Below are 26,254 nucleotides of genomic sequence, written 5' to 3' on the forward strand. Positions count from 1 at the left end.
CATTTTGAACATTCAACACCTGCGCCGCCAGACTAGCCTAGCGTGGGCGATTACCTTCTTTTAACACGTCTGGTTTGTAATAGCGTGAAAAAGCTTTCCACACCATGCCTGCACGGGTGGCGCGGTCCATCATCTCTTGTAGGGCGTTACGGTCATCCTGGCTCAGGCTTTTTCTGGACAGGTAGATGCCGCTGTCGCTCCAGTTCAGTTCTGGCAGGGCTTCAAACCTGAGCTTGTCAGCCATGTCCTCTACCCTGGCATCGCCCTGCACTGCACCGGCAAAAATATACGGTGCCATAATGGAGATATCGGCGACCCCGGCCTTGAGGACGCGGGCAGCAGAGACCGTGTCAGCCTCGACAATCAACCTGCCCTGTTTTTGTAATTCTGTGAGGATGGCCTGATAGGCTTCGCCATAATCATAGCCACGCACGATCACTACCTTCAGGTTTTTTTGCTCCAGCAGTTCTTGCTGGCTGTGGATGGCGGGCCGCGCAGACTGCAAGGAAATCAACGTGGCGCGTGTGTAAATGAGGGGAATAAAAATACCATGCTCATCGCGTCTGGCGGTGCGGATGGCGGGGAACAGGACGTCTGCCTGGCCGTTCTCAAACATCAGTTCAAGGCGGGCACGGGGTACGGCTAAAAAATGAAACTGGCAAGTCTCTCTGGACGAGATGCTACGAAAAATATCAGGATAAATGCCGCTGACGCTATCGCCGTTGACAATCACACTAAAACCCAGTGGAGCCACGGGTGCATTGATGACGCGTGAACAAGCCGCCTGAGCCTGCCAGGAAAAATGGCTCAGGAATAACATCAGGACAACACGCATGGCGTGGCACTTTGTCAGCATATTCATCAAGATTCACCTTGAACATGAACCTGTACACGATAGATCATTATGATGCTTGACGGCAAGCAAGATTGCAGTCAAGAAAGTCACTCTTTGTCACATAAAGCTTCGAGCTTGCTTTCTGACAGGATTTCTATCTTGCCATAAGCAAGCCTGATCAAACCATGCTGTCTGAAAAAACTTAATTCTTTCGACAGAGTCTGGCGTGTCATGCCCAGCATCATGGCCAGTGCTTCTTGTGTTACTGGCACGATGGCATGTCCATCCTCCTGACGGCTGGCGACTTCTGCCAGCAACAGCAGACGGCGTGCCACTCTGGCGCGTACTGAGCGCAGGCTGGCATCTTCAACTATGCCATACAGCAAGCGTATGCGTCTTGCCAGCATGCGGGCAATTGCGGCAGCAAAGGAATTGCGCTGCATGAGGCTGCGGAAAACTTGTGGATCAAGCACCAGCAACTCGACCTCGGTCAGTGCGGTGGCATCATGGGTACGCGGCTGGTCATCAATCAGAGAGATTTCACCGAACCAGGTGGCTGCTTCCAGAAAAATAAGAATGGCTTCACGCCCTTCTGCGCTAAGAGTAGACATCTTGACGCTGCCACTGAGCAGAGCATAAAAACCATGGGGTTCATCGCCTTGTCGAAACAACATTTCACCGGGCCGCAAGCGCAAATGTTCACATGCGGCTAACATGGTCTTGCGGTCTGCTAACGGCAAGCTGGCGAACCAGGAGTCGGCCAGCAGGATAGCCATTAAATTTGCTTGTGACACCATAAAGGATGCTCGTGTGATCAGATATGGTCAATTGTAAAAGATTTGACAGTTTAAGGTGAAACACGCGTAGTAAGGTACAGAAATGCAAAACTTCAGGGAGTAGCTAAATGCAACATCGTGCGCAATTTGTCCGCATGGAGGACAGTACCCAGCAAGACTGGCAGTTGATCGGCGGTGAATTCAAGGAGTTTGCCAAGGCTTTGCCAGACCGTGTGATGAAGCACCTGCGCCTGCTTGAAGGGGATTATGGCGGCTTCCCGATAGATCGCTTCACCCATTCGCTGCAAACCGCCACACGTGCGCTGCGCGATGGCCGTGATGATGAATATGTGTGCTGCGCCTTGTTGCATGACATAGGTGACACACTGGGCTCATTCAATCACCCGGATATTGCGGCTGCCATTTTGAAGCCTTTTGTCAGTGAGGAGAACCTGTGGATGGTGCAACATCATGGCATATTCCAGGGCAATTATTTTTTCCACCACATAGGCATGGACAGGGATATGCGCGAGCAATTCCGGACGCACCCGCATTTTGAACGCACGGCAGAATTTTGCGCACTATACGACAACCCGTCTTTTGATGCGCATGCAGAAACCTTCCCGCTGGTGGAATTTGAACCCATGCTGACCAAGCTGTTTAGTCAACCGCGAAACACGATCTACAAAGCTGCTGTCAGCGCCAACAACGACAAGTAATCACAAACCCGAGTCACAAAAAAACAACACCGGAGACATCATGGATATACGTTCAGTAAAAGATCAAGTCAGCGCAGAAGAATGGCAAGTACGTGTCGACCTGGCCGCCTGTTACCGCCTTGTCGCATTGTATGGCTGGAGCGATCTGGTGTTCACTCACATCAGTGCACGCATACCCGGACCTGAGCATCATTTCCTTATCAATCCTTATGGTCTGATGTTTGATGAAATCACAGCGTCCTCTCTGGTGAAGGTGGATCAGCAGTGCAATAAGGTGATTGACTCACCGTTTCCGGTGAACCCGGCCGGCTTTGTCATCCATAGTGCTGTGCATGCCGCGCGGGAAGATGTGCAATGTGTTTTGCATACGCATACACGGGCCGGTGTTGCCGTCAGCGCACAAAAATGTGGTGTGCTGCCGCTGTCGCAGCAATCGACATTTGTGCTGGCATCGCTGGCTTATCATGATTATGAGGGCGTTGCATTCAGGGAAGATGAAAAGCCGCGCTTGCAAGCTGACATGGGACAGGCTAACTTCCTGATGTTGCGCAATCATGGCTTATTGACAGCAGGCAAGTCGATCGCCGATGCCTTCCTGTCGATGTATACCTTTGAAGCGACTTGCCAGATACAACTGGCAGCGCAGGCTGGGGGTGAGTTGGTGCATGTGAACCCGCTTATCGTCAAAGGGGTGGCAGAGGCCATGCGCGTACAGACTGGTGGTTTGGGTGGTGCCTTTGTCTGGCCCTCCCTGATACGCAAACTTGACCGAACGGATGAAAGCTACAAACTATGAAGGCAAAGCACAAGGTCGTTGTCATTACCGGTAGTTCAGATGGAATAGGAGCAGAGATTGCGCGTCAACTGGCCAGAAAATATGGGCCGAGTCTGGCACTCGTGCTGGCGGCGCGCAATGAAGAAGCACTCAAGAAAGTGGCTGCCGAATGCAAGGCCTTTGGTGCCGTGTCGCACGTAGTAAAAACCGATGTCGGCATGGAAGCCAATTGCCGCCATCTGATAGAAGCAGCAGTGGAACAGTTTGGCAGTATCGATGTGCTCATCAATAATGCGGGAAAATCGGCCCAGGCGCTGCTCGAAGAAGTTGATAACCTAGGCTGGTACCAGGAGCTCATGCGTATCAATTTCTGGGGCAGTGTCTGGTGCACGCATGCAGCCCTGCCCCATCTCAAACGATCACGCGGCACTATCGTCGCGGTATCTTCCCTGGCTGGCCTGATCGGTGTACCGGGCCGCACCGCGTACAGCGCGAGCAAGTTTGCCATGGGCGGTTTTTTTGAGAGCCTGCGTTCAGAAGTGAAAGAGGCGGGCGTCAAGGTGACGCTGGCTTATCCTGGCGTGGTGGCTACCCAGATACGCTATAACGGTTATAACGCTGCGGGTGAAGCAGCAGGCAAGAGTGGTTTGAAAGAAGATGATGCGATGTCGATAGAAGAATGTGCATCACTGATCATACGTGGCTATGAACGCGGCGACCGCGAAGTTGTCATGAGTTTCAAGGGCAAGCTGGGACGCTGGTTGAAACTGATAGCTCCTGGCCTGGTTGAGAAAATGGCGATGGCGGCTTTGAAGAAGGAAGTCAGGCCGCATTGAGTTTTACAGGCCCGAACATCAATTCTCTCGTAGGAGCGGCTTCAGCCGCAAACATTTTTACTTTAACGGTATGCTGTTCGCGGCTGAAGCCGCTCCTACGAGCTGATTTTAGTTCACGAGTCAGAAGCGGTGTTGTATACCGACAGTTGCCGATGTCTGATTCGTCGCAAAACCTGCATCATCACGCGACACGCCTGTCAGCTTGTTATTGCTGGCCTTGGCGTAGCCGGTGGCGACATAGATGTCAGTGCGTTTTGACAGCGCATATCTCGCACGCAGCACCAGCAAACCCGGGTCAGCATCTGCACCGGCAGCAACATTCTTGATGTCCTGATAGTAGTAGATACCAGTCAAAGTCCATGCAGGTGCGATCGCATAATTGGCACCCAGCCACAGTGTGTCACTGCGCTGGTCTGCTGCACCCGTTGCCAGGGTTTTCTTGAAGTTGCGGTAACCGGCAAACAGCTTGACGTCACCCAGTTCGTAAGAGCCAGCCAGATGCAAGACTTTGGCCTGGTCGTAAGAACCATTGGCTATCGGTGCGCTATTATTTTGTTCATAGGTGATGACGGCAGCCCATGGCCCGTCGAATGCACTTGCCGCAACGATGTATTTGGCATTGCCTGAGGTATTGCCTGCCACTTCGCCAAAACCATAGGTCGCACCGAGTTTGTAACCCTTGCCGTCATACTGATATTTGACCAGATTGGAAATGGTCGTCAGCATGCCGTCTTTGCGGTTGCCAGTGGCACCGGCAGATGTTGCCCAGGAATACTGCGGCGCATAACCCATAGGGTCAAATGGCAAAATGAAATCATAGGTGGTGCTGTAAGAGCGGCCTGCAACCACACGGCCAAAGTCACCTTGCAGGCCGACATTGGCCTGACGACCAAAGATGTCGCCATCAGAAGCGCCGGTGTCGAGCAGGATACCGCCTTCGAGTTGCATGATGGCTTTCAAACCGCCGCCCAGGTCTTCACTGCCACGCAGGCCAAAACGAGAGGTATTCATGCCCCCGCTATTGAGTTTGAACTGGCTGCCTTTATTGGCATCTGCATTATTGTTGTAAGTAATGTTGGCATCAATGAGGCCATAAATGGTGACGCTGGTTTGGGCATGCGCTGCTGTTGCCATGCAGGCCAGCGTGGCTGCGCCGAGTAACTTCTTCATCGGTGATCTCCTGTAGATTTTTGTTGTGCAGACAACATGCGTGTCATGTAGTCAGGTCACATGCTAAGGAGTACAAGCTTTCAGTTGCCTTTCTAAGCCCGGTTCACTTATCAAACCGGCATCATACTGTTGTGAAATTGCCTCCCGGTGCACTCTTCGCAACTCTCATACACCATAGGCAGAAATTTTCTGTTTTGCCAGAACTCATTTCACGCCAGTTTTTTCAGGCTTCACACCAGATTCCTGCCACTGATCTCATACCGGTGGTGACTTGCGCGACCAGCCCTTAATCTGACATTGCCGTACCGAACAACACACAAACAAACACACAGCTTATTAACTTACTGGAGTCCATCATGAAAAACCTCTTTACTACAACTACCATCAAAACCGTTTTGCTTGCCGCCGGCATCGCCACTCTTGCTGCGAGCAATGCCATGGCTTTCTCGGAAACTGAATTCAAGACCGCCGTGAAACAACTGGTCAGTACACCGACCATCAGCCAGGAACAATATGTCGCCAATGCTGTGACTGCATGGTTGAATCAGGACTACATCAACTCACTCGCCCAGGCTGAAATAGATGCCAGCAGAACGGAGAATTTACAAGCAGCAAACACCTTCAACAATTTGTTGAAACAAGAACCAGGCAATCCTTTGCTGATGTCTTATGCTGGTGCAGCAACTGCCAAGTCTTCACTCGACAAATTCGCCAAAGGTGAAAAAACCACAGCACTGGAAGATGGCACAGCGATGGTAGAACAGGCTTTGCAACTGGCGGACAATAGCCCCGCCATGCATGGCAGCGTACCTGTGGCACTGGAAGTACGTTTTGTCGCTGCTAGCACTTACCTGGCTGTGCCCAAAATAATGAACCGCCACGACAAGGGTGAGCAATTGCTGAAAGATGTTATTGACGCCCGGCAGTTTGCCCAGACTGATGTGAATTTCCGTGGCGCGGTGTGGATGCGCGCTGCGACTTTGGCAGCAGAGAAAAACCGTGCAGATGAAGCAAAAAAATACTTGAACGAAATAGTCAAAAACAATGCGCCACAAGCCCAGAAAGCTGCGCAGTTATTGCAAACATTGTCCTGATTTTTGATGTGTATTACTGTGTAGCGGCCAGCCTATATAACTGACAGGACTGACATGGCTGACCGCTACACCATGAATGCTTACTTCTTGATTTTGACAGGACGCTGCCAGCCATCGATCGTGATCTGCTTTGCGCGTGAAACGGTCAGTTTGCCTTCCGGTGCATCCTTGGTCAGTGTCGTGCCTGCGCCCAATGTCGCGCCCCTGCCTACCCGCACTGGTGCCACCAGTTGTGTATCACTGCCGATGAACGCATCGTCCTCGATGATGGTACGCGATTTGTTCACACCGTCATAATTGCAGGTGATTGTACCGGCACCAATATTGACGCGGCTGCCTATGGTGGCGTCACCAATATAAGCCAGGTGATTGGCCTTGCTGTGTGCGGCGATCTGGCTGTTTTTTACTTCGACAAAATTACCGATGTGCACGTCTTCTGCCAGCTCTGTACCTGGGCGCAATCTTGCATAAGGGCCTATCTGTGATTTGGCACCGACTACCGCATCTTCAATATGACAGAAAGCCTTGATGCTGCTGCCTGCTGCAATGCGCGCATTATTGATGACGCAGTTCGGGCCTATCGTGACGCCATCTCCGAGTTGCACGTCACCGATAAAGACGCAGCCTACATCAATGGACACGTCACGCCCGCATTGCAGACTACCGCGTACGTCGATGCGCGCCGGGTCATACAGGCCCACGCCTTGTTCCAGTAATTTGAGGGCGATATTTTTTTGATGCGTGCGTTCGAGCTCGGCCAGTTGCACCTTGCTATTGACACCCAGGGTTTCCCACACTGCATCTGGCTGGGCCGAGACAACTTCCACACCATCGGCCACTGCCTGAGCGACGATATCGGTCAGATAATATTCACCCTGGGCATTTTTGTTCGACAGATTGCCCAGCCATTTTTGCAGGTGAGCAGTTGGTATGGACATGATGCCGGTATTGGTTTCGGAAATCTGGCGCTCAGCCTCATTCGCATCTTTTTGTTCGACGATGCGTTTGATGACGCCTTCTTCCCTGACGATGCGGCCAAGACCAGTGGGGTCTGCCATGTCCACCGTCAATATACCGAGCTTGTCTTTACCCGCAACCGCAATCAGGCGTGCCAGGCTGGCTGGCGTTGTCAGTGGCACATCGCCATACAAGACCAGGGTAGGTTGATTGATATCCAGCACAGGCAAAGCCTGGGCGACGGCGTGGCCGGTACCCAGTTGTGGCTCTTGCAGTGCAAAGCGCAAATCTTCCGCGGCAACGGTTGTTGGTACTTGTTCACCACCATGGCCATAGATCACGCAGATAGTGCTGGCCTGCAGTTGTCGCGCAGTGGCGATCACATGATTCAGTAAAGGCTTGCCTGCCAGCGCATGTAAAACTTTAGGCAGGGAAGACTGCATGCGTTTGCCCATGCCTGCAGCAAGAATGACGACGTTCATAATGGGTGAATATAAGTTGAAATCCTCAAAAGTTTATCACGTGCGGCTTTGCTGAACTGTATGAAAAGCTTAGCAAAGATTCATCACAGACTTGCCAAATTGTTTATCGCTCTCCGTGCAGGAAACAAAAATGTACAATTCCCAGTGCTTTTCCGGCACGACTCCATGTACAATTGAGAATAGTTATCATTTAGAATGAACAAGAATAAATTCATGCAAGCAGGTACGGACAATTTATCGCAACAACAAAGCCGGGCTTTCTGGTTGCGCCATTTACATCAATGGCACTGGATCAGTTCGGCACTGTGCCTGATTGCGATGATCCTGTTTGCCGCGACAGGCATCACCCTGAATCATTCGGCCCAGATCGAAGCGCATCCTGTGGTTAGCAAGAAAGAAGGCAAGTTGCCATTTGCCTTGTTGTCGCAGTTGAACGCTTTGAAAAATATCGATGATGCCGCGATACCCCGCGATGTCAGTGAATGGCTGGCACAAGACATGGGAGTAAAACTGGGTGACCAGGCACCGGAATGGTCACCGGAAGAAGTCTATATAGGCTTGCCCCGGCCCGGTGGCGATGCCTGGGTGCGCATAGAACTGGACAATGGGGAAGTGGAATATGAGCTGACCAGCCGTGGCTGGATTGCCTATTTCAATGACTTGCACAAAGGCCGCAATACCGGCACAGCATGGAACTGGTTTATCGATGCCTTTGCCGTGGTCTGCCTGATTTTTTGTGTGACTGGCCTGTTCCTGCTGAAGATGCACGCTGGCAAACGCCCGAGCACCTGGCCGGTGGTGGTGTTTGGTTTGGTATTGCCACTCATACTCGCCCTGATGTTCATCCACTAATTATGGGACTTACGCAAAACCGCCCCAGCTGCGTTGCAGCTCCTAGCCGTACTATAAAAGTACTGTCTTCGTCGCTGCGCCTTGCTGGGACAATTTTGCGTAAGTCCTTGCTTATTTAAAAGATTTAAACTGTCCACTCTTTGTCTATAAAAAGGTTGTATATCCATGCGTAAATTGCTCCCGTTTGCCATCACCAGTTTGCTGGGTGTCCCGGCCATGAATGCTGTCGCGGCTGACCTGACTTTGAAAGTCGAAGTGCCGCGTCTGAATGTGGCTGAATATCACAAACCCTATGTGGCAATCTGGCTGGAAAAACCAGACCAGACATTTGCTGGCAACCTGGCTGTCTGGTATGACTTGAAGAAAAAGGACAATGAAGGCACGAAGTGGCTCAAGGACATGCGCCAGTGGTGGCGTCGCAGTGGCCGTGAATTGCAAATGCCGGTCGAAGGTGTCAGTGGTGCCACCCGTACAACAGGCGAGCAAACCCTGAGTTTTGCCGGTGACAAGGGTATATTGGCGAAACTGCCAGCAGGTGACTACCAGCTTATCGTTGAAGCTGCACGTGAGGGCGGTGGCCGTGAAGTGGTTAAAGTACCGTTCCAGTGGCAAGCCAAAGGCGAGCAAAACCTCAAAGCCCAGGGCAGCCATGAGCTGGGAACTATTGCTGTGACGATCAAATAAGACTGGCTCAAGGGTAATCATGAAACATTTTAAAAAAATCGCTCTGTTCTCGGCACTGGCTTGCGCAGCATTCACGGCGCAGGCGCACCGCGCCTTCCTGGTACCGTCCTCAACTGTGGTTGCTGGCAATACCCCATGGGTGACCGTCGATGCAGCTGCTGCTACCGATGTGTTTGTGTTTGATCACAATGCGCTGAAGCTTGATAATCTGTTTATCACAGCACCAGACGGCACTGCGCTGAAACCGGAAAATGCCAATACCGGTAAATACCGTAGCAGTTTCGATGTCAAGCTCAGCCAGATTGGCAGCTATAAAATTGGTCTGTTGAATGAAGGCCTGTTCGCCAGTTACAAGGAAGAAGGCAAGGTCAAGCGCTGGCGCGGTACGGCAGAAACTTTTGCCAAAGAAGTGCCAGCCAATGCAGAAGAACTGCAAGTCACACAACGCAGTGGCCGCGTTGAAACCTTCGTCACGAATGGCAAACCCGGTGGCAAGGCGATGGAAATTACCGGCAGTGGCCTGGAACTGAGTGGTGCCACTCACCCGAATGATCTGGTCGCCGGTGAAACAGCACAATTCCGCCTGACCCTGGATGGCAAACCGGCAGCCAAGGTCAGTGTCACCCTGATAGCTGGTGGCGTACGTTACCGTCAGAAGCTTGATGAAAAAACTTTCGTCACTGATAGCGATGGCAAGTTCAGCGTGACCTGGGCAAATGCAGGCCTGTACTGGATGGAAGCAGAAATCAAGGACGACAAGCAAGTCAAGGCCCCGGCCAAATCCAGGATAGCCAGCTATGTAGCCACACTGGAAGTGTTGCCGCAATAATAGTCATCAATACTAAGCAATAATACTAAGTAATACATACTGAGCAATATGCGTCGTGTTTTTATACCGCTGGATGTGGCGGAACCGCAAATCCCGCCTGCCCATGCGATCAGCCATACACTCAATGGGCTGAGCATGGGCACCAGTTGGACTGTGCAGCTACTTTGCCTGCCAGCCCACGATGTGCACGAATTGCAGGCGGGTATAGAAGCCGAGCTGAACCAGGTCGTCATGCAGATGAGTACCTGGGACCCGTCCTCACATTTATGCGAGTTCAACCGAGCAGCAGCCAATAGCTGGCAATCTTTGCCAGCAGAATTTTTCAAGCTGGTCGATTACAGTTTGTACCTGTCCCAACAGACAGGTGGGGCTTACGATATCACTGCTGGCAAGCTGGTTGATTTGTGGGGATTTGGTCCTGCGGGCAAACGCGAAGACGTTCCCTCACAAACCGAGATCAACCTTGCCCTGAGCTGTGGGAACTGGAAATCGCTGGAACTGGATCACCTGAACCAGCGCATACGCCAGACTGGCACGGGCACCAGCAGCGTTGCGCTGGACTTATCCTCAATTGCCAAGGGCTTTGCGCTGGACCAGATTGCCCGTTATCTCGATGCGAATAAAATCAGCAGTTACCTGATAGAACTCGGTGGAGAATTACGCGGACTCGGCATGAAAAAAGACCAGTCACCCTGGTGGGTCAGGATAGAAAGCCCTGCAGAAAATACAAAAAAACTGGACAAGGAATATCTGGTCGCCCTGCATGGCCTGTCGATTGCGACTTCTGGCGATTACCGCCAGTATTTTGAACAGGATGGCCGCCGCTATGCGCATACGCTTGATCCGCGCACTGGTTATCCGGTAGAGAATGATCTTGCCTCGGTCACGGTGCTGCACCCTGAATGCATGGTGGCAGATGCCATGGCTACTGCGCTGACGGTGCTGGGTTGCGCTGCCGGTCTGGAGTATGCCGAACAACATCAGATCGCGGCCCTGTTCCTGCAAAGAACCGCGTCTGGTTTTGAAGAAAAAATGAGCAAGGCCTTGCGTGCCATGCTGGATTAATCGCGTATGCGCCTGCCCTCTTTAAGCTGGATGAACCGTATCTGCCTGGCCTTGACGCTCTTGTGCCTGGCCAGCTTTTTTCTTCCTTCTCCAGCACAAAAACAACACAGCACTGCACTGGTCGCTATCAGCTACCTGAGTTTTTGTCTGCAAACCCTGCGCAGGCATAAAGATGAACTGGCCACACAACACCATGGTTTTGGTGCTGAACCAAATCAGGCAAATGCACAGAACGTCCTGATCGCCTATGCGAGCCAGACTGGTTTTGCAGAACAAATCGCCGTCAAGACTGCACAGCATTTGCAGGATGCCGGTATGAGTGTTGCTGTGAGCAGCCTGGCCGCTATCAAGGCAGAAACTTTAAGCAAGACCAGCCGCATTTTATTCATACTCAGCACTACTGGCGAAGGTGATGCGCCTGACAATGCAGCGTCATTCACACGTCTGCTCATGAGCCAGAAAATCGATTTATCGCATTTGCATTTCGCCGTACTGGCACTCGGTGACAGGCATTATCAGCAATTCTGCGCATTTGCCCACAGGGTAGATCTGTGGCTCAAGCACCAGCACGCACATAGCCTGTTTGACATGATAGAAGTCGATAATGGCGATGAAGCAGCCTTGCGACACTGGCAGCATTATCTCGGCTTGCTCAGCGGCCATACAGAAATGGCTGACTGGAGCAAACCGGCTTATCAGGAATGGATACTGACTGAGAGAGAATTGCTCAATCCTGGCAGCCTCGGTGGGCCCGCTTACCGCATCGCCTGTGTTCCAGAGCAAGACGCAGGTAGCGGTGAATATATCTGGCAGGCCGGTGATATCGCAGAAATTGGCCCTGACTATCCGCCACAGACAGCGAATGAAAATACCTCTGAAGAACGCCCTGCCCTGCCACATCGTGAATATTCGATTTCTTCCCTGCCTGCCGATGGCAAGCTGGAATTACTGGTGCGGCAAATGCGCCGTCCGGATGGCAGCCTCGGCATAGGTTCGGGCTGGCTGACAGCCCATGCAGAAATCGGACAAAGCATCAAATTGCGCATACGCGAAAACCGTAACTTCCACACGCCATCGCAGGACCATCCCCTGATACTGATAGGCAACGGCACAGGCCTGGCAGGCTTGCGCGCCCATATCAAGGCGCGCGCTGCCCGTGGTCATTTACGCAACTGGTTGTTTTTTGGTGAAAGAAACGAGGCGCATGATTTTTTCCACCGCAAGGAAATACAGGACTGGCAAGCCAGTGGTGTGCTTAACAAACTGAACCTGTGTTTTTCCCGCGACCAGGCCCAACGCCGGTATGTACAGCATGCCTTGCAAGAGCAACAGGCAGACATAGTGGCATGGGTAGAACAGGGCGCAGGCATTCTGGTGTGCGGTAGCCTGCAAGGCATGGCAGAAGATGTACACCAGACCTTGAGTAATCTGCTGGGTCTGGATAAACTGGAACAGATGGCTGAGTCGGGATTGTACAAACGGGATGTGTATTAAAAACTGGGAAGGACTGGGCTCACTTGTTGCATCAGCTCGCCCATGCCAGAAATTGAACCATCCATGCCCGCGTTCAATTTGCAACACTTGTTGCAATTCCCTACATGAAATACATGTCTTTCTACATACACGTTGTTGTACGATAGCAGTTGGTCGTTTTTGTTAATATATTTATCAAGTACATCCTGACAAGGCAGCAATCACCAACTGGCCCACAGGAAGTTGCGCTACTATCTACAAGGCTCACCCATCATGGCAGACGTCACCCCCTTACTGAATACCGGCAGCAGCAAAAACCGCGTTGATATTGTCTTTGTTGCCGAAGGTTATACGGCTGCCGAGCGCGCCAAGTTTTTAGCAGATGCGCAAAAATTTCTCGACAATATGCTGGGTGATTCGAATGCCAAACTGAATGCGCCATTCTCGCCATACAAAAACCTGTTCAATGCCAGTGCCATTTTTGTCGCCTCAACCCAATCAGGAACTGACCAGCCCAACCAGAATATCAGCGTCAATACCTATTTTGATGCCAGCCAGCATGGCAGTGATGGGCGTTTGCTGTACGGTGATATTTCCAAGGTCACTTCTTACGTCAACAGCGCCGTCGCCAGTGATGCGCATGAGTTGGTCGTGGTGTTGGTCAATACGGCACTGTATGGTGGCGCTGGCGGTTCCATCGCCTGGGCATCTGCCGGAAATATTTCATCGGCTGAAGTCGTACTGCATGAGATAGGCCACAGCTTTGCTGGTTTGCAGGATGAATATGTCGATACTTCAATTGCCAGTAATTACCCAACGACAGATCCCGGCTTCCTGGCCAGTCCGCATGTGACCGATTCGCTGAACCGCATACCATGGTCTGCATGGCTGGGTTTTCAGGATGGTGATCTTGGCGTGGTGGGTACTTACCAGGGCGGCTATTACCGCAACACTGGCATATGGCGTGCGACCCAGGATTCAAAAATGAATCATCTGGGTGTCGCCTTCAGCGCGCCTGAAAAAGAAGCCTTTGCCCTCAAATATTATGCTGCCATTGGCGACTACCTCGACCTGTATTCCAGCATACCTGGCATTTACCAGCCATCAGTGCCTGATGCCAGCCTGCTGGCTTACACCTGGAAGATCGCTGGCAACACGGTCAATACCACAGACAAGCTCTACTTTGATGCCTATGGCTCCGGTGCCTACAAGGCTGGGGCCAGCCTGAGCCTGACGACCATCGACAATACCGGCTATATACGCAAAAACCTGAACACCACGCAGCAAACAGAAACCACCACGCTGGACAAAACTATTGTCAATGTCAGCGGTGCCGCCAGCAGCCTGAATGGCAATAACACTATCTTCCAGTTTGATGGCAGCAACAACACGATAGGTCTGAGTGCACCTCAGTCGGTACGCTATGACTACATTGATGGCGGTGCGGGCACCGATACCCTGGTCATCAACGCCAAACTCGGTACAGGCGGCGGCAGTTATTTTGTCTGGGAAATCGGCAACAACACCATGTTGCTGGGTAACCAGAATGCGGCTTACTGGGCTGCCCACAATGTAGAAAAAATTCAGTTCACTGACTACATCGTCAACACCACGGTGTATGACAATGCGCATACCATTAAGACCGGTGAATTGAAGGCGCTGGAAGAATTGTATGTGGCCTATTTCAACCGTGTGCCTGATGCGGATGGCCTGGATTACTGGATTACACAATTCAAGTCTGGCATGAGCTTCAAACAGATAGGTGATGCCTTCTTCCTCGCGGCTGCGCAGTTCCCGGCGCAGACTGGTTACAGCGCCAGCCTCAGCAATACTGATTTTATCAATATCATTTACAAGAATGCCATGGGCAGGGCAGATGGTGCGGACGCAGCCGGCCTCAAATACTGGCTCAATGAACTCGATACCGGCATACAGAGCCGTGGCTCCATGGTCAGCGCCGTACTCGCCGGTGCACGTGCCTTCACGGGTGATGCGACCTGGGGCTGGGTCGTCAATCTGCTCGACAATAAAATCAAGGTCGCCAATCAGTTCGCTGTGGAGTGGGGCTTGAATTTCCTGACGCCTGAGGCATCCATCACGAATGGCATCGCGATTGCATCTGCTGTGACAGCCACTGATACTTCTGCAGCGATTACACTGGTAGGTATTTACGATGGGCAGATACAATTTGCCTGATGTGCGCTTTAAGCATGCATGAGATTGCGCTGGCAAGCGCAATAACAAAGCCACCTCAGGGTGGCTTTGTTATTTGACGATACCTGCGTGTATCGCCGTCTGGCCATCACTCCAGAATACTTTCTGGGCGATGGAATTGATCAGCCATTGCCCACTGGATTTACTCAAGCCAAATTGGTACAGGCAATGCGTGTGCAGGGTCTGGTCATCTGCATTCTTGCGAAAAATAATGGTGGAGACTTTTGCATTTGCTGCAGCATCGTTCAATTCAATTTCAGTATTGCCGCTCAGATGATGGGTCTGCAAGTCTTGCAGGGCGATGCGGCGTAATTCTGCATAATGCTGATTGCTCATCTGCTCAGGCGGTGTGCCACGCAAATCTGAGTAATCAGTATGGATGGAACTGGCAAGGCAGGCACTCAAGGCATCCCAGTCTTTCAGGTCAAAGCTATTGGCAAACCTGGCGAGCAGGTTTTGTATGGCATGTAAATCAGCAGTCATAAAATTTCATTTCACACTTAATCTTCAAGCTTAGTTTTCAAACTTAGCTTCAAACTTATTTTTCAAGCTTCATTTCAGCATAGACGTAACAACACCGACCAGTTCCCAACCCAGGATAAGGTGCTGGTCAGCATCCAGGTGCACGCCATCATATTCACTGCATGTCACAACACTGCCAGCATCAAAGAAATGGCAGCCAGCAGCGGCAGCTACTTCTTTATAAGCTTCGGCCAGTCCCTCACACTTTTCTTCGCAACCGACAAACTTGGGCGCTATCATGCCCTTGGGGTCATATGGCATAGGTGGTGCGACGATAAGTATGGGCGGGATTTGCATGCCGGGTTCTACCGGTGCCTGGCGTATGGTATTGATGATGACGGCCAGACCTTGTGCAGACAGCCAGGCATTATTCTGGTGCATGGACTGGAAATCATTCACACCGAGCATGACGATGACAAGAGACAAAGGCGTCAGGGTTTCTATGCGCTGCGCCAGGCCTTGCGATCCATTGCGGCCCGGTTTGAAGGGATCTTCCCAGACAGTGCGGCGGCCATTCAGGCAATCTTCGACCACGCGCACATGCTGGTCGGCGCTATTCAAACCTATCTCCAGCACACCGGGCCAGCGCTCTTCAAAATTCAGGCGTTTGCGTGTTGTCGGGATCAAGCCCCAGGACATGGAATCGCCATAAACCAGTATGTGTCGCATGCTTTGCTCCCTATCAGACTTACTTCAACTTGGATCAGACCTTTTTCAGATAACAGGCTTTCAACATGAAATTGCCTGCATCCATTTTACAATCGACTTCATGATCGCCGCTGACCAGGCGTATGCTTTTTACCTTGCTCCCCATCTTCAGGGTGGTCGATGAGCCTTTGACTTTGAGGTCCTTGATGAGGACAACAGCGTCGCCGTCTGCCAGTACATTGCCATTTGAATCCCTGACTATACGCTCATCATTGTCGTCAGCGCTGGTGGCAGCCTGCATCGGCCATTCATGTGCACAATCGGCACAAATATAATTATCGCCATCCGGATATGTGTTTTCCATCGAACAGACCGGGCAGGCGGGAGATTGAGACATGTGATGCTTTCCTGGTGCAAAAAGAAAAGCAGTATAGCCGACCACCTGCCTGAAACCGGCAATACCCGAGTAGCTTAGTCAGCGTGGTCGGTATCGGGGTCTGTATCGGGGTCGGTATCGTTAACGGTGGCGACCAGGGGGATTTGCATGATGAAACTGGTGCCCGCCCCCTCCTCACTTTCTATACGGATATCACCGCCCAGCAGGCTGGTGACGATGTTATAGACGATATTCATGCCCAGTCCGGTGCCGCCCTGACCGAGTTTGGTGGTGAAGAAGGGATCAAATACACGCCCAAGGTTTTCTGCTGGTATGCCGACACCATTATCGTCAAAACGCAGCTCCACCCTGTCCTGGCCCAGCATGGTGGCACTGATCCAGATCTGACCATCAGATTTGCCTTCAAAGGCGTGCAGGATGGCATTGTCAATCAGGTTGCAGATCACCTGGTCCAGTGGGCCCGGGAAGCTGTCGAGCTCTATGTGGACGGGGATGTCCACGCTGATCTGCAAGCCCGCCTGGCGTATCTTGGCCATCATGGTGGCAATCACGTCATGGCAAACCTTGTTGAGCTGGAAACGGCGGCGCTTGGAACTGGCCTGATCTACTGCCACCTGCTTGAAGCTGGCAACCAGGTCAGCCGCATTGTTCAAGCCATGCTCGATGAGCTCACTGGCATGTTGCGCGGCCTGCAGATAAGCTGTCAGGTCCGAGCGGCGGATATTGCCATCGCTAATTTTTTGCGCAAACTCCTGGGTCTTGGCTTGCAAGGTGCTGGCCGTCAGCAAGCTATTGCCGATGGGGGTATTGAGTTCGTGGGCCACACCCGCTACCAGTGAACCCAGCGCAGCCAGCTTTTCACTGCGCATCAGATCATCCTGGGTATGGCGCAATTCGGTCGTGCGCTCGGCGATATTCTGTTCCAGCAGCGCATTGGCTTTCGACAAGGCAGTCTGCACTTTTTTAAGCTCAGTGATATCGGTATAGGTGGTGACAAAGCCCTGCAGCTTGCCGTTTTCATGGATGGGCCTGCCCTGCACCAGATGGGTATGGGCATTTGGCCTTACCCGCTCAAACTGGTGGGCCTGAAACTGTCTTGCCAGGCTCAGGCGGGAATTGATGAGCTCTTCTATATCACCTTCACCATACTCACCACGCGTAGCCATGATGCGCAATAAATCTTCAAATGGCACGCCTTCGTAGATCGCATCAGGATGATAGTCGAGCACATCGAGGAAGCCCTGGTTCCATAAATACAGTTTTAGTTGTTCATCAAACACGCTCAAGCCCTGGGGCATGTGTTCCAGCACTGCCTTGAGGAATAATGACTGTTTGTGGAATTCAATTTCTATACGGCGTTTGGCTGTCACGTCGAGACAGGTAGTAACCACGCCGCCACCACCATCTACCGGGACACCACGCACTTCAATGATGCTGCCATCAGAACGTATGCGCTCATAGGAATAGGGCTTGTCACTTTGTATGATGGCCATGAGCTTGGCCAGCTTATCTTCATCGCTGGCACTACTGAATTCACCATATTCTCCGCGCTTGATATTGGCTTCGAATATCTCGCTGACCAGCGGCTGCCTGCCCTCGAACAGCGCGGCGGGCAAGTCCAGCATGCGCAATAATTCTTCATTCCAGGCAACGAACCTGAGATTTTCATCAATCAGGGAGACGCCGCCGGGAAAATTTTCAAGTAAAACACGCAGCTTTTCATTTTTCTTGCGCGCCGTCAGCTCGGCCTGCTTGCGTTCAGAAATATCACGTACCGCAGCAATAATGCATCGCCTGCCATGGTCTTCAAGAAGGTTAAGAGCAACTTCAGAAGTGAATAAATTACCATCTGCCCGGCGTGAAGCCCACTCAAAGCGCTGGGGCTGTCCCGCCAGGGTCAGCTCTATGTAACGATTGGCGGCAACCAGGGAATCCTGGCCGTCAAATTGTGTGGCAGCAGACAAATGCACAGGCGAACTGGACAGCAACTGCTCTCTTGAAAAACCAAACATTTTCTCAGCACTAGGATTGCAGTCAATGAAAACACCGCCTTCCATGACCAGCAACGCATCCAGAGCTTGCTCTACCATGGCGCGGTATAGGGCAATTCTGGATAATTCCACTTGGCCTGGCATAGGCATCCCTGACTGATTTGAAAACAGTACTAACAGTGTTTTTAGAAAATACAGCGCATATTCGAGTATTCATCAAACCCGCCCAGACTACAAGCGGCAAATCCTGTGGGCAACAGAATAACAGCTTCTGCCACAATCGTGCTATCTGGCAACATGCATCTTGCTATATAAGTGATCCTTCATAGTGGATCAAATTGAAGCAAATAATAAGCACCGTCTTCTCCTGTCCCCATCTCCAGTTCACGCCAGCCCAGGTGACGGTAAAATGCCATGGCAGCATGATTGCTTGCCACACATTTGAGTTGCCATGGACATGCCAGGTGCGCCTGCAGATGCTGCAATAAAACCCGCCCTGCTCCCTGGCCCCGTGCCGCCGGATGCACATATAAATGGTGAATATAAGCATGCTCGTCTTGCACAGCCAGCAAGGCCAGCACCTGGTCGCAGGTATCTACCGCGACCCAGATGGTTTCACCGCAGGAAACCGCTGCAAAATCAGGAATAGTTCCAGGCGTGCGGATTTGCCATGTCGCTTCGATAATGCAGAGCCGGTAGATTTCCTGCAATGCGGCAGCATCTTTTTCAATGGCAAGCCGTATTGCTATCAAGGCTTATCCACAGCCTGGCGGCTTAAAAACACAGTCAAGGTGTCTTTTGGCGGCTGTTTGCCAATCTGGAACAAGATGCGGCCCACTGCACCCCGGTGATAATTGCCATGGGTTGCTACGTGCAATAACATCTCGCCACGTGACATGCAGCCAGGGGTGCCATCGACAAAGTTAAAGCGTATGTCGTCTGCAAACCTGGTTTCATGCTGTGCTGCGACATAGTCTATATACCAGCGGTCAACATGCTGCACACCATGCTGCAAATCAGCCAGTGTGGGTGTTTCTTTGGTGTTCAAGGCAGTAAAGCCATGCTGCTCACTTTGCAGATTGGCGATGAAAATCTGATCCACCACGTAGATGTGATTGAGTATTCTTATTGCATCATGCAGCTCGCGCGCATGTTCGGCTGGCGATACAGTTCCCATGAGCTGATACAAGTCAGTATTGGCCCAGGCTTTGTATTCAAACAAATTCAGTAAAAGTTTTTTGGTATGCATATGATTCCGGTGAGACAGGCTTGTTCATGCAACGCTATGTGAGTGCCATATGAGTGCTATGTGAACGCTCAGTGACCTGTAAATGAACGATATGTGCAGCAAAATGACAGCACACAGAGTGCAGCTATTTTAGCCATTAATGTATTTATTTGTTGGACGCCCTTCACAGGAAGCGGGCAAAAAAAAGCCTGTCGTCTGGACAGGCATTGATAATGAAGCTTAGGGTTGAAACTGCTATAGCAGCTTATTTCGCCGCTTCCGTCGAGGCAGTCAGTAAATGCAGGGGACGCACTTCTTGCGATTTTGTTTTTACCTCATTGATGGAAATTGTTCTGCCATCCAGGAACACTTGATAAGTCGAAGCAGAACCGCCTGAATTTTGCCTTAGCGACATACGTGTTTTGCCATTGAGCTGGTAATCCACACCGGAGCCGCCATGTACTGCGCGGTATTTAATGGTCTTGCCATCGATACCGGCATTAAACGCTGCGGCACCCTTCATCTTCAGCAAAATATCATACAAGCCATCTGCATTTCTACCCGCAAATTGCGCCATCTCCACTTCCACATCCTCACCTTCCAGGTATTTACCGTAAGGATTCACGACGATAGTCTCAGCCATGGCAAACCCCGTCATGGCGAACAAGAAAAACGCAGCGATCAATGACTTTGGTAGTTTCAATTTTATTTACCTTTGGATGTAAGTGATTTCTAGACTGGCAATCAGCAATTCATACGCTGAATTTTGGGTCTGGCAATCTTACATAAATAAAATCAAAACTTGAATATAGGCAGAAACATTTACAAAATTTACATTTTTTACAAACTCAATTACCGGCGTAGGCTTTGTCGAGGTCCGCAATGATGATTTTCTTCATCTGGAACATGGCCATCATGACTCTTTGTGACTTTTCCTGGTCGGCATCACTGAGATAACGGATCAATGCTTGGGGTACAACTTGCCAGGACAGGCCATATTTGTCAGTGAGCCAGGCACACTGGCTTTCCTGACCACCGCCCGCCAACAATTTGTCCCAGTAATAATCCACCTCTTCCTGCGTTTCACAATCGATGACGAAGGAAATGGCAGGAGTGAAGTTATATACAGGCCCACCATTCAGGGCGACGAATTCTTGCCCGGCCATGGTGAACTTGATCGTCAACACCGTGTCCTTGGGCAGAGGGGCACCTTCGCCATAGCGGACTACATCCAGGATTTTTGCATCCTTGAAGATGTCGAGGTAAAAATGTACTGCTTCTTCAGCCTGATGATCAAACCAGAGGGTAGGGGTGATTTTTTGCATGATGCCGTCTCCATTTTAAATATAGATTCAAGAGGATTTACAAGCTACAGCCAAAACTCAATTCTGCATTGCTGCAATGCTGCATTATTGATCAATAATAATCAGGGTACCCCTGCTACCCGCCGCAACCGCATGCGGCGTATGCGCAGGCACCAGATACAGCTCACCCGCTTTGACAGCGACAATCTCGCCGTGGATATCCAGATTCATTTGCCCGTCGAGCACCAGCAAGGCCTCGGTAAAATCATGCGTTTCATCAGGATAATCGCATTCATCCATGCGCAAGACCTTGACTTGCGCACCACCAGCCTTGCCCAGGATGGCAGACCGCCAGGCGCTGGGCAAAGATGCCGCCTCTGAAATCAAATTTTTATGCAACATCTGTCTGCCAACCTCTCAATGACTGTCTTTTAAAGCCGGGTCCCAGTGCTCTGCAATCTTGCCATTCTCTATGCGGAACATGTCAAACCAGGTCGTCGTGTATTTCTTGCTAGCATCTTTGGGATCTGGCACGGTACTGACAAAGCTCAAAATCACTTTATCGCCCTCGGCAGTAATCGCCACCAGCGGCGCCTTGACCTTGGCCTGTATGTCCTTGGGTTTGACGAATTTGCTGAACAGCTCGACAAATGCCGCACGCCCTGTCCCTACTCCGGGGTTATGCTGCATATAGGACTCGGCCAGATATTTGTCCGCCAGCTCCATATGCCCGCCTTCAAACACTTCCCGCCAAAAGTCATACACCAGCCGCTTGTTCGCAGCCAGCCGCGCATCCGCACTGGCCAGAATGGCCTCATGATCAGGATTGGCCTGCACAGGCAATTGCGCATGAGCAAGTAAAGGCAGGCTAAGACAGGAAACCAGGGCAAGACGACGAAAAGAAATCAACATGAATGCTCCCTAAAGGAAAAACACATACCGCTTACCAACCGCGAAGTGCCTCACAAACAGTATTACTTGCCCGCATCACCTTTCGCAGGCTTGGCAACAGCCCCACCCGTTTGGACCTCAACAATCGCCCTTTGTTCATCCGCCTTCTGCTGCATCAACTGCGCCGCCTCTTTAGCCTTATCCAGCTGCGCTTTCTGCTCGGAAAGAAAATTAGCCGAAGCACTAGGCTCCACCTTGGGTTCTGGAGGCTTGTTGCAGGCAGCAAGAATAGAGACGCAAGCTAAAACGAGAATGGTACGCATGAAATACTCCTGAAAGCCGCAGACCGCAGCCATGACCAGATTAAATGTAGATAGGTATTCTAGCAATAAATAGCGCTGAGCAAAAAAACAAAAAGCCCGAAGAGTTTTCGGGCTTAGCAGTGGTAAGACGCAGACATTGCGCTCATTGCTTCATTATGGAATCACTGGGTCAATTTTTTAGCCAGCTTATAGACTTTTCCATCAAACTTCCAAAGTAGTTGTTCACTCCACCCCGCAGTTGCCCGGGCTGTTGCAATATGATGAAAGCCATTTTGCGATCCTGAACCGACAGTCATATCATATATGGGTGCATATAGCACCAACTTGTATTGATTGGTATCATCCTTGACCAACACCCAGACAGGCGCAGAAGCAGCAGCCCAGCTACATGCATCCGCTGTCGTTACCGCCCAATCCTCAAGCTTGTCTTTCACTGCGCGCAAGGCAATTTTCTTGCCAATAAACCTGCAAGGCTTTTCATTGTAATCGACAGGCATTTCCTTATACTGCGCCTTGATCGCCTCAACCACCTTGCCTGGCACTTCAAGCAAAGGCTTTTCTTCAACCATAAAAGTCGCAGCAAATGACTGTGATGTCGCAAGCAGTGCTATCCACAAGATGTATCGCATTTTTACCTGTTATTAGAAATTGACACGACAATTAAGAATTGGCCCAACACTCCAAATTATAAGTGGTTTAACACACGGCGCGCGCAGCGTCGCCCATCAGCCAACCGTATCCGTGGCACGCTGAGAAATTCATTCAGCGGGATGCAGAGCAAGGCCAACGTTACCCCTTGCACAGCAATACGTCGGTATTGCGAGCATTTGCAACGCAGTAATGCGCCCGCTTAATGGATTTATCAGCGTGACACAACTACATGTTGCGTCGGTATTGTCCCCCCACCTCAAAAAGCGCCGTAGTAATCTGCCCCAAAGAACAAACCCTTGCCGCATCCATCAACCTGGCAAACACATTCTCATTATTGATCGCCGCCTGCTGCAAGGCTGCCAGCGCCTTCGGTGCCACATCCGCATGACGTCCATGGAAATCTGCCAGGCGTTGCAATTGCGATTGCTTTTCTTCTTCGGTAGAACGCGCCAGTTCTATCTTTTGCGGCGTGTCATTGGCTTTAGGATTGCGGAAGGTATTCACACCGATGATGGGCAAGGTGCCGTCATGTTTCAGGTGTTCATAGTGCATGGATTCTTCCTGTATCTTGCCGCGCTGGTAACCGGTTTCCATGGCACCGAGTACACCACCGCGTTCGGCGATGCGCTCAAACTCCTGCATCACGGCTTCTTCTACCATGTCGGTCAGTTCTTCGATGATGAAGCTGCCCTGGATAGGATTCTCATTTTTCGCCAGACCCCATTCACGATTGATGATGAGCTGGATCGCCAAAGCGCGGCGCACTGATTCATCAGTAGGCGTGGTGATCGCCTCATCATAGGCATTGGTGTGCAGGCTATTGCAGTTGTCGTAGATCGCGATCAGGGCTTGCAATGTTGTGCGGATATCGTTGAAATCGATCTCTTGTGCATGCAGGGAACGGCCACTGGTCTGGATATGATATTTGAGTTTCTGGCTGCGATCATTCGCACCATATTTGTCACGCATTGCCACTGCCCAGATACGGCGGGCCACGCGGCCCAGCACCGTGTATTCAGGGTCCATGCCGTTGCTGAAGAAGAAGGACAGGTTGGCCGCAAAATCATCGATATGCATGTCGCGTGCCAGATAGGCTTCGACAAAGGTGAAGCCATTTGACAGCGTGAACGCCAGTTGAGAAATCGGGTTCGCACCTGCTTCGGCAATATGGTAGCCGGAGATGGAAACAGAATAGAAATTGCGCACCTGGTGATGGACAAAATATTCCTGTATATCGCCCATGACCTTCAAGGAGAATACTGTCGAGAAGATGCAGGTGTTCTGGCCCTGGTCTTCTTTCAGGATATCTGCCTGCACGGTGCCGCGCACGTTCTGCAATACCCAGGCGCGTATCTTGGCGGATTCATCTGCGGTGGGTTCACGCTTGTTATCGATGCGGAATTTTTCCATCTGCTGGTCGATGGCAGTATTCATGAAGAAAGCCAGTATCGTCGGTGCAGGGCCGTTGATGGTCATGGATACCGATGTGGCCGGGTCGCACAGATCAAAGCCATCATACAAGACCTTCATGTCTTCCAGCGTTGCAACGGAAACGCCAGAGTTACCGACCTTGCCGTAGATGTCAGGACGTATGGCCGGGTCCGCGCCGTACAGGGTCACTGAGTCAAATGCAGTCGATAGGCGTTTCGCATCCATGCCTTGCGACACCAGCTTGAAACGGCGGTTAGTACGGAAAGGATCACCCTCTCCAGCAAACATGCGGGTAGGGTCTTCGCCTTCGCGTTTAAAGGCGAACACACCGGCGGTGAAGGGGAAAGAACCAGGCACATTTTCCAGCAACAGCCAGCGCAGGATTTCACCGTGATCGACAAAGCGCGGCAAAGCCACCTTGCGTATCTTGGTACCAGACAGGGATTGCTGTACCAGGCGAGTGCGTATCTCTTTATCGCGAATCTTGACGACATATTCATCGCCCGCGTAGGCAGCCTGCATGTCTGGCCACATGCTGATGAGTTTTTTGGACTCACCATCGAGGCGGTTTTCACGCTCCGTGATCAAGTCATCAAAATCAGCAGACTTGCCTGCCACTGACAGCATGCGCTTGGTTTCTTGCAGTTGCTGGCGTTCACGGGCGATCAAGACCTGCTTGCCGGTATTCTTGTGATAGGCGCGTACCGTGTCGGCAATCTCAGCGAGGTAACGGCTGCGGGCTGGTGGCACGATGACATTCTTGGCGCTGGAATATTTGACGCTGATGGCTGCCAGTTTGCTGGGCTTGGCCAGCAAACCACGTTGCACCAGTGCAGGCAAGATGCCTTGGTACAGCGCAGTCACGCCATCATCATTGAAGCGTGAAGCCTGCGTGCCATAGACTGGCATTTCATCTGGCTTCTGTGTCCATAATTCGCGGTTGCGCTGGTATTGTTTAGCGACGTCGCGCAGAGCATCCTGTGCGCCTTTGCGGTCGAATTTATTGATGGCCACAAAATCGGCAAAATCGAGCATGTCGATTTTTTCCAGCTGTGATGCAGCACCAAATTCTGGTGTCATGACATACATCGATACATCGACATGCGGCACAATCGCCGCATCACCCTGGCCTATGCCGGAAGTCTCGACGATAACCAGGTCAAAACCGGCGACCTTGCAGGCAGCGATGACATCTGGCAAGGCCTGCGAAATCTCGGAACCCGCTTCACGCGTTGCCAGCGAACGCATGAAAACCTTGAGCTTGCCCTTCCATGGGTTAATGGCATTCATGCGTATGCGGTCACCCAGCAAGGCACCGCCAGATTTGCGGCGCGATGGGTCTATGGAAATCAGGGCGATATTCAGGTGATCATCCTGGTCCAGGCGTATGCGGCGTATCAGTTCATCCGTCAGTGATGATTTACCCGCACCGCCAGTACCCGTGATACCCAGGGTAGGTGTCTTGCTCACCTTTGCCGCATCCATCAATTGCGTGCGCAATTCTGGCGCGACCTTGTCGTTTTCCAGCGCGGTAATCAATTGCGCCAGCGGACGATGCTTGTCGGCGATATCGCCTTGCTGCAATACTGCCAGCGTCGTTGGTGCATAGCCGGACAGGTCACTGTCACAAGCCTGTATCATTGACAAAATCATGCCCACCAGGCCCATGCGCTGACCATCTTCAGGGCTGAAAATACGGGTCACGCCATAAGCATGCAGATCGGCGATTTCTTCCGGCACGATGACACCACCGCCACCGCCAAACACCTTGATATGCGCACCACCGCGTTGCTTGAGCAGGTCTATCATGTATTTGAAGTATTCGACATGGCCCCCCTGATAACTGGAAATAGCGATGCCCTGGGCATCTTCCTGCAGGGCGGCAGTGACGATTTCTTCTACCGAGCGGTTATGACCCAGATGGATCACTTCTGCACCATTCGCCATCAAAATACGGCGCATGATATTGATCGAGGCATCATGGCCATCGAACAGGGAAGCGGCGGTAACAAAGCGCACTTTGTTGGCAGGTTTGTATTCAGTCAGGTTCTGGGCAACGGACAGGTCAGTCATGTCTTCCTCATCGGTCTTGTTTTATCACAGTGAC

General features: G+C 51.5%; 27 protein-coding genes. 10 read left to right on the forward strand and 17 right to left on the reverse strand.

The window, feature by feature from the left end:
- Positions 1 to 37 precede the first annotated feature (37 nt).
- Positions 38 to 862 (reverse strand): substrate-binding periplasmic protein, encoded by an 825-nt coding sequence (locus ACO0LL_RS01730; protein ID WP_422949162.1) that lies wholly within the window; start codon positions 860 to 862, stop codon positions 38 to 40.
- Between the two features lie 80 nt (positions 863 to 942).
- Positions 943 to 1,611, reverse strand: coding sequence for a Crp/Fnr family transcriptional regulator (locus ACO0LL_RS01735; protein ID WP_422949163.1), 669 nt, complete (start codon positions 1,609 to 1,611; stop codon positions 943 to 945).
- Positions 1,612 to 1,739: 128 nt separating this feature from the next.
- Here ACO0LL_RS01735 and ACO0LL_RS01740 point away from each other — a divergent pair, with 128 nt between their 5' ends.
- The 3 genes from ACO0LL_RS01740 to ACO0LL_RS01750 are packed head-to-tail and all read left to right on the forward strand — an operon-like array spanning position 1,740 to position 3,941.
- The gene (locus tag ACO0LL_RS01740) at positions 1,740 to 2,330 is read left to right on the forward strand and encodes an HD domain-containing protein (protein ID WP_422949164.1); all 591 of its coding nucleotides are present in this window, start codon (positions 1,740 to 1,742) and stop codon (positions 2,328 to 2,330) included.
- A gap of 40 nt (positions 2,331 to 2,370) precedes the next feature.
- Positions 2,371 to 3,126: a class II aldolase/adducin family protein gene (locus ACO0LL_RS01745; protein ID WP_422949165.1), complete on the forward strand. Its 756-nt coding sequence runs from the start codon at positions 2,371 to 2,373 to the stop codon at positions 3,124 to 3,126.
- On the forward strand, positions 3,123 to 3,941 hold the full coding sequence (locus ACO0LL_RS01750; protein WP_422949166.1) for an SDR family oxidoreductase: 819 nt from the start codon (positions 3,123 to 3,125) through the stop codon (positions 3,939 to 3,941). The genes ACO0LL_RS01745 and ACO0LL_RS01750 overlap by 4 nt, the downstream gene beginning before the upstream one ends.
- 120 nt (positions 3,942 to 4,061) lie before the next feature.
- Here the strand turns inward: ACO0LL_RS01750 and ACO0LL_RS01755 are convergent, their stop codons facing one another.
- A complete protein-coding gene (locus ACO0LL_RS01755; RefSeq protein WP_422949167.1) occupies positions 4,062 to 5,111 on the reverse strand; it encodes a porin in 1,050 nt (349 codons plus the stop codon).
- 356 nt (positions 5,112 to 5,467) lie between these two features.
- Here ACO0LL_RS01755 and ACO0LL_RS01760 point away from each other — a divergent pair, with 356 nt between their 5' ends.
- Entirely contained in the window at positions 5,468 to 6,205 is a 738-nt protein-coding gene (locus ACO0LL_RS01760) for a hypothetical protein (protein ID WP_422949168.1), read from the forward strand.
- 80 nt (positions 6,206 to 6,285) lie between these two features.
- On the opposite strand, the gene glmU is transcribed toward ACO0LL_RS01760, so the two are convergent.
- Entirely contained in the window at positions 6,286 to 7,644 is a 1,359-nt protein-coding gene (glmU, locus tag ACO0LL_RS01765) for a bifunctional UDP-N-acetylglucosamine diphosphorylase/glucosamine-1-phosphate N-acetyltransferase GlmU (protein ID WP_422949169.1), read from the reverse strand.
- 195 nt (positions 7,645 to 7,839) lie between these two features.
- On the opposite strand from glmU, the gene ACO0LL_RS01770 reads away from it, so the two are divergent.
- The 6 genes from ACO0LL_RS01770 to ACO0LL_RS01795 all read left to right on the forward strand — a co-directional run bounded on the left by ACO0LL_RS01770 (position 7,840) and on the right by ACO0LL_RS01795 (position 14,743).
- Positions 7,840 to 8,496, forward strand: coding sequence for a PepSY-associated TM helix domain-containing protein (locus ACO0LL_RS01770; RefSeq protein ID WP_422949170.1), 657 nt, complete (start codon positions 7,840 to 7,842; stop codon positions 8,494 to 8,496).
- A gap of 165 nt (positions 8,497 to 8,661) precedes the next feature.
- Positions 8,662 to 9,180, forward strand: a complete 519-nt coding sequence (locus tag ACO0LL_RS01775) for a DUF2271 domain-containing protein (protein ID WP_422949171.1) — start codon at positions 8,662 to 8,664, stop codon at positions 9,178 to 9,180.
- Positions 9,181 to 9,199: 19 nt separating this feature from the next.
- A complete protein-coding gene (locus ACO0LL_RS01780) occupies positions 9,200 to 10,009 on the forward strand; it encodes a DUF4198 domain-containing protein (protein ID WP_422949172.1) in 810 nt (269 codons plus the stop codon).
- A 48-nt stretch (positions 10,010 to 10,057) separates the two neighbouring features.
- Positions 10,058 to 11,074, forward strand: a complete 1,017-nt coding sequence (locus ACO0LL_RS01785; protein ID WP_422949173.1) for an FAD:protein FMN transferase — start codon at positions 10,058 to 10,060, stop codon at positions 11,072 to 11,074.
- Between the two features lie 30 nt (positions 11,075 to 11,104).
- Entirely contained in the window at positions 11,105 to 12,568 is a 1,464-nt protein-coding gene (locus ACO0LL_RS01790; RefSeq protein WP_422949326.1) for a sulfite reductase subunit alpha, read from the forward strand.
- A gap of 252 nt (positions 12,569 to 12,820) precedes the next feature.
- On the forward strand, positions 12,821 to 14,743 hold the full coding sequence (locus tag ACO0LL_RS01795) for a M64 family metallopeptidase (RefSeq protein ID WP_422949174.1): 1,923 nt from the start codon (positions 12,821 to 12,823) through the stop codon (positions 14,741 to 14,743).
- Positions 14,744 to 14,812: 69 nt separating this feature from the next.
- Here ACO0LL_RS01795 and ACO0LL_RS01800 read toward each other — a convergent pair whose 3' ends face one another.
- From ACO0LL_RS01800 to icmF, 13 genes are all read right to left on the reverse strand, one after another.
- Complete coding sequence (locus ACO0LL_RS01800) at positions 14,813 to 15,244, reverse strand: nuclear transport factor 2 family protein (RefSeq protein ID WP_422949175.1); 432 nt, start codon at positions 15,242 to 15,244, stop codon at positions 14,813 to 14,815.
- Positions 15,245 to 15,313: 69 nt separating this feature from the next.
- Positions 15,314 to 15,952 carry an SGNH/GDSL hydrolase family protein gene (locus tag ACO0LL_RS01805; protein WP_422949176.1) on the reverse strand — a complete coding sequence of 213 codons (639 nt, stop codon included), beginning with the start codon at positions 15,950 to 15,952 and terminating at the stop codon, positions 15,314 to 15,316.
- Positions 15,953 to 15,986: 34 nt separating this feature from the next.
- Positions 15,987 to 16,328 (reverse strand): zinc ribbon domain-containing protein YjdM, encoded by a 342-nt coding sequence (locus ACO0LL_RS01810; protein ID WP_422949177.1) that lies wholly within the window; start codon positions 16,326 to 16,328, stop codon positions 15,987 to 15,989.
- 74 nt (positions 16,329 to 16,402) lie between these two features.
- On the reverse strand, positions 16,403 to 18,463 hold the full coding sequence (locus ACO0LL_RS01815) for a PAS-domain containing protein (protein WP_422949178.1): 2,061 nt from the start codon (positions 18,461 to 18,463) through the stop codon (positions 16,403 to 16,405).
- A gap of 179 nt (positions 18,464 to 18,642) precedes the next feature.
- Positions 18,643 to 19,071 carry a GNAT family N-acetyltransferase gene (locus ACO0LL_RS01820; RefSeq protein WP_422949179.1) on the reverse strand — a complete coding sequence of 143 codons (429 nt, stop codon included), beginning with the start codon at positions 19,069 to 19,071 and terminating at the stop codon, positions 18,643 to 18,645.
- A complete protein-coding gene (locus tag ACO0LL_RS01825) occupies positions 19,068 to 19,568 on the reverse strand; it encodes a DinB family protein (RefSeq protein ID WP_422949180.1) in 501 nt (166 codons plus the stop codon). The genes ACO0LL_RS01820 and ACO0LL_RS01825 overlap by 4 nt, the downstream gene beginning before the upstream one ends.
- Before the next feature lie 244 nt (positions 19,569 to 19,812).
- A complete protein-coding gene (locus ACO0LL_RS01830) occupies positions 19,813 to 20,250 on the reverse strand; it encodes a hypothetical protein (RefSeq protein WP_422949181.1) in 438 nt (145 codons plus the stop codon).
- Positions 20,251 to 20,395: 145 nt separating this feature from the next.
- Positions 20,396 to 20,872, reverse strand: coding sequence for a VOC family protein (locus tag ACO0LL_RS01835; RefSeq protein WP_422949182.1), 477 nt, complete (start codon positions 20,870 to 20,872; stop codon positions 20,396 to 20,398).
- An 84-nt stretch (positions 20,873 to 20,956) separates the two neighbouring features.
- Positions 20,957 to 21,253 carry a cupin domain-containing protein gene (locus tag ACO0LL_RS01840; RefSeq protein WP_422949183.1) on the reverse strand — a complete coding sequence of 99 codons (297 nt, stop codon included), beginning with the start codon at positions 21,251 to 21,253 and terminating at the stop codon, positions 20,957 to 20,959.
- Between the two features lie 15 nt (positions 21,254 to 21,268).
- Positions 21,269 to 21,763 carry a nuclear transport factor 2 family protein gene (locus tag ACO0LL_RS01845; RefSeq protein ID WP_422949184.1) on the reverse strand — a complete coding sequence of 165 codons (495 nt, stop codon included), beginning with the start codon at positions 21,761 to 21,763 and terminating at the stop codon, positions 21,269 to 21,271.
- 62 nt (positions 21,764 to 21,825) lie between these two features.
- Entirely contained in the window at positions 21,826 to 22,065 is a 240-nt protein-coding gene (locus ACO0LL_RS01850) for a hypothetical protein (RefSeq protein WP_422949185.1), read from the reverse strand.
- A gap of 161 nt (positions 22,066 to 22,226) precedes the next feature.
- Positions 22,227 to 22,634 carry a hypothetical protein gene (locus ACO0LL_RS01855; protein ID WP_422949186.1) on the reverse strand — a complete coding sequence of 136 codons (408 nt, stop codon included), beginning with the start codon at positions 22,632 to 22,634 and terminating at the stop codon, positions 22,227 to 22,229.
- A gap of 307 nt (positions 22,635 to 22,941) precedes the next feature.
- Positions 22,942 to 26,220: a fused isobutyryl-CoA mutase/GTPase IcmF gene (gene icmF / locus ACO0LL_RS01860; protein WP_422949187.1), complete on the reverse strand. Its 3,279-nt coding sequence runs from the start codon at positions 26,218 to 26,220 to the stop codon at positions 22,942 to 22,944.
- Positions 26,221 to 26,254: the final 34 nt, after the last annotated feature.

It is taken from the genome of Undibacterium sp. TC4M20W (genome assembly GCF_049340245.1).
Lineage (GTDB): Bacteria > Pseudomonadota > Gammaproteobacteria > Burkholderiales > Burkholderiaceae_D > Undibacterium.

Bases quoted from the DNA above. Each gene is read 5' to 3' on its own strand.
- ACO0LL_RS01730 (WP_422949162.1), bottom strand. From the start codon at position 862: ATGAATATGCTGACAAAGTGCCACGCCATGCGTGTTGTCCTGATGTTA.
- ACO0LL_RS01735 (WP_422949163.1), bottom strand. From the start codon at position 1,611: ATGGCTATCCTGCTGGCCGACTCCTGGTTCGCCAGCTTGCCGTTAGCA.
- ACO0LL_RS01740 (WP_422949164.1), top strand. From the start codon at position 1,740: ATGCAACATCGTGCGCAATTTGTCCGCATGGAGGACAGTACCCAGCAA.
- ACO0LL_RS01745 (WP_422949165.1), top strand. From the start codon at position 2,371: ATGGATATACGTTCAGTAAAAGATCAAGTCAGCGCAGAAGAATGGCAA.
- ACO0LL_RS01750 (WP_422949166.1), top strand. From the start codon at position 3,123: ATGAAGGCAAAGCACAAGGTCGTTGTCATTACCGGTAGTTCAGATGGA.
- ACO0LL_RS01755 (WP_422949167.1), bottom strand. From the start codon at position 5,111: ATGAAGAAGTTACTCGGCGCAGCCACGCTGGCCTGCATGGCAACAGCA.
- ACO0LL_RS01760 (WP_422949168.1), top strand. From the start codon at position 5,468: ATGAAAAACCTCTTTACTACAACTACCATCAAAACCGTTTTGCTTGCC.
- glmU (WP_422949169.1), bottom strand. From the start codon at position 7,644: ATGAACGTCGTCATTCTTGCTGCAGGCATGGGCAAACGCATGCAGTCT.
- ACO0LL_RS01770 (WP_422949170.1), top strand. From the start codon at position 7,840: ATGAACAAGAATAAATTCATGCAAGCAGGTACGGACAATTTATCGCAA.
- ACO0LL_RS01775 (WP_422949171.1), top strand. From the start codon at position 8,662: ATGCGTAAATTGCTCCCGTTTGCCATCACCAGTTTGCTGGGTGTCCCG.
- ACO0LL_RS01780 (WP_422949172.1), top strand. From the start codon at position 9,200: ATGAAACATTTTAAAAAAATCGCTCTGTTCTCGGCACTGGCTTGCGCA.
- ACO0LL_RS01785 (WP_422949173.1), top strand. From the start codon at position 10,058: ATGCGTCGTGTTTTTATACCGCTGGATGTGGCGGAACCGCAAATCCCG.
- ACO0LL_RS01790 (WP_422949326.1), top strand. From the start codon at position 11,105: ATGAACCGTATCTGCCTGGCCTTGACGCTCTTGTGCCTGGCCAGCTTT.
- ACO0LL_RS01795 (WP_422949174.1), top strand. From the start codon at position 12,821: ATGGCAGACGTCACCCCCTTACTGAATACCGGCAGCAGCAAAAACCGC.
- ACO0LL_RS01800 (WP_422949175.1), bottom strand. From the start codon at position 15,244: ATGACTGCTGATTTACATGCCATACAAAACCTGCTCGCCAGGTTTGCC.
- ACO0LL_RS01805 (WP_422949176.1), bottom strand. From the start codon at position 15,952: ATGCGACACATACTGGTTTATGGCGATTCCATGTCCTGGGGCTTGATC.
- ACO0LL_RS01810 (WP_422949177.1), bottom strand. From the start codon at position 16,328: ATGTCTCAATCTCCCGCCTGCCCGGTCTGTTCGATGGAAAACACATAT.
- ACO0LL_RS01815 (WP_422949178.1), bottom strand. From the start codon at position 18,463: ATGCCAGGCCAAGTGGAATTATCCAGAATTGCCCTATACCGCGCCATG.
- ACO0LL_RS01825 (WP_422949180.1), bottom strand. From the start codon at position 19,568: ATGCATACCAAAAAACTTTTACTGAATTTGTTTGAATACAAAGCCTGG.
- ACO0LL_RS01835 (WP_422949182.1), bottom strand. From the start codon at position 20,872: ATGCAAAAAATCACCCCTACCCTCTGGTTTGATCATCAGGCTGAAGAA.
- ACO0LL_RS01840 (WP_422949183.1), bottom strand. From the start codon at position 21,253: ATGTTGCATAAAAATTTGATTTCAGAGGCGGCATCTTTGCCCAGCGCC.
- ACO0LL_RS01845 (WP_422949184.1), bottom strand. From the start codon at position 21,763: ATGTTGATTTCTTTTCGTCGTCTTGCCCTGGTTTCCTGTCTTAGCCTG.
- ACO0LL_RS01850 (WP_422949185.1), bottom strand. From the start codon at position 22,065: ATGCGTACCATTCTCGTTTTAGCTTGCGTCTCTATTCTTGCTGCCTGC.
- ACO0LL_RS01855 (WP_422949186.1), bottom strand. From the start codon at position 22,634: ATGGTTGAAGAAAAGCCTTTGCTTGAAGTGCCAGGCAAGGTGGTTGAG.
- icmF (WP_422949187.1), bottom strand. From the start codon at position 26,220: ATGACTGACCTGTCCGTTGCCCAGAACCTGACTGAATACAAACCTGCC.